The sequence below is a fragment of the Streptomyces sp. SID3343 genome (assembly GCF_009865215.1).
GTDB lineage: Bacteria > Actinomycetota > Actinomycetes > Streptomycetales > Streptomycetaceae > Embleya.
Genome location: NZ_WWJX01001228.1, coordinates 1 through 1,778, shown reverse-complemented (window position 1 = coordinate 1,778; position 1,778 = coordinate 1). Strand labels below are relative to the sequence as shown.

3 protein-coding genes are annotated in these 1,778 nt (G+C 72.7%); all 3 read right to left on the bottom strand.

Translation table 11 applies throughout. The features are described 5' to 3' along the window. Positions 1-20: 20 nt before the first annotated feature. A complete protein-coding gene (locus GT354_RS38545) occupies positions 21-458 on the bottom strand; it encodes a heme-binding protein (protein ID WP_161361035.1) in 438 nt (145 codons plus the stop codon). A 14-nt stretch (positions 459-472) separates the two neighbouring features. Continuing rightward, complete coding sequence (locus GT354_RS38540; RefSeq protein ID WP_202512771.1) at positions 473-1,417, bottom strand: response regulator; 945 nt, start codon at positions 1,415-1,417, stop codon at positions 473-475. A 130-nt stretch (positions 1,418-1,547) separates the two neighbouring features. Continuing rightward, positions 1,548-1,778, bottom strand: a 231-nt coding sequence (locus GT354_RS55000; protein WP_237535872.1) for a hypothetical protein, incomplete at its 5' end; no start/stop codon positions are given.

The following is a 1,778-nucleotide window of genomic DNA, read 5'->3' as shown; positions in this document are numbered from 1 at the left end:
GGCGGTGTGGTCTACCCGGGTCAGGGTGCCTCGGGGTCGGCGAACGACGCGGCCGCGGCGCGGGCCAACTCGTCCTCGACCTCGGCCGCGTCGCCGCTGACCCCGACGCCGCCCGCGGGTCGGCCGTCGACCGACAGCGGGTGCCCACCGCGGCCGAGGTACCAACCGCCCTGCTGCACAAAGCTCTGCGCGAACACGGGACGCTCCCGCATGACCTCCTCCATGCTCGCCGTCGGCCGGCCGAACGCGGCCGACGTACGGGCCTTGGCCGCCGCGAGGTCGGCGCTGAACCGCAACACGCCGTCCATCCGCTCGAACGCCACGAGCACACCGGCGGAGTCGACCACGGCGACACTCACCGCGCACCCCGCGGCGGTCGCCGCCTCGACCACGGCCCGCACGACGGCCCGGGCACCCTCGGCGCTCACGTCGCACGAGGCGACCACGCGCTTCGTCATCGCGGCCTCCGGGCTCAGCGCTTCGGCGGAATCGCGGCGGTGTCCAGGAAGAACGCGTCGATGCTGCGCACGGCCTGGAGGAAGTCGTCCAGGTTGACGGGCTTGGTGACATACGCGTTCGCGTGCCGGTCGTACGCCGACGTCACGTCGTCGGGCGAGGCCGACGTGGTGAGCACGACGACCGGGATGGTGAGCAGATCCGCGTCGTCCTTGAGCACGGCGAGCAGTTCGCGCCCGTTCATCCGCGGCATGTTCAGGTCGAGCACGATCAGGTCGGGGCGGGCTCGTTCGGGGTCGCGCAGGTACTCCAGCGCGGCGACGCCGTCACCGACCAGGTTGATGGTGCGTGCCATGCCGCGATCCACCATCGCTTCCTCGATGAGCATGGCGTCGGCGGCATCGTCCTCGACCAACAGGACGTCGTAGGTGCGGCGCGTGTTCATCAGGTGGCTCCGGTCGTCGAACGGCGGGATGGGACGGGACGGGGGTGTAGCGGTGAAGACCAGGCCGGGCCAGCGGCGCCGGGCGCCCTGCCGGGTGATGTACCAGGCGTCGCCCAGTTGCGGGTAGCCCGCGCCGGCTCCGGCGGCGAGCGCGGCCTCCTCGCCGGCAAGGCGCTCCACGGCGCGGGACAGGTGCGCGAGGATCCGCAGCCGGAAGAGGGCGTCGCCGTCGGGGCCGTGACCGCGGGGCGGGGGTGCTTCGGCGGGTCGGCCCGCCTCGGGCACCTTGCTTGCGGTGCTGGCGGTGCTTGCTTCGGTTGCCTCGTGCGGTTCGTTTGCCTTGCGCGTCTCGTTGGTCTCGTTGGTCGAGACGGTCGAGACGGTCGAGGGTGCCGGGGGCGGTGCCGCGGCGAAAACGTGATCGGCCAGCCGACGGGCGAGGGCGTCGATGCTCTCGTCCGCCAGGCGGGCTATCTCGCCCTCGCTCAACAGGGAGGCGAAGTCGTTCCTCGGCATTCGCTCAGCCTACGCATCGAGCTACCTGCCGACAACAACGGTTGTCGATGGCCGTGCATCGGCCCGTGATGGACGGTGGCGCCGGAGCCCGACCCGGCCGTCGGGCGACACGGGCGATGCACCGCCGACACTACGGACCGATCCGGCCGCCGCTCTGGCGTCGGCGGCGTGGGCGCAGCAGAACGGCGGCCAAAATCGCGGGCAGCAACAGGAGCAGGATCAGGATCAGGGTCGGCAGGTGGGAGGGCATCGAGCGGGCCAGTGCGCCGCGATCCGAGTGACGGGCGCCGGGACGACGGGTTCGGGGGGCCGGGCCCGGGGGAGCGACGGCGTTGGTCGGAGGTACGGCCGCGGGCGGGCC

Coding starts and splice junctions, on each gene's coding strand:
- GT354_RS38545 (WP_161361035.1), bottom strand. CDS start 458: ATGACGAAGCGCGTGGTCGCCTCGTGCGACGTGAGCGCCGAGGGTGCC.
- GT354_RS38540 (WP_202512771.1), bottom strand. CDS start 1,417: ATGCCGAGGAACGACTTCGCCTCCCTGTTGAGCGAGGGCGAGATAGCC.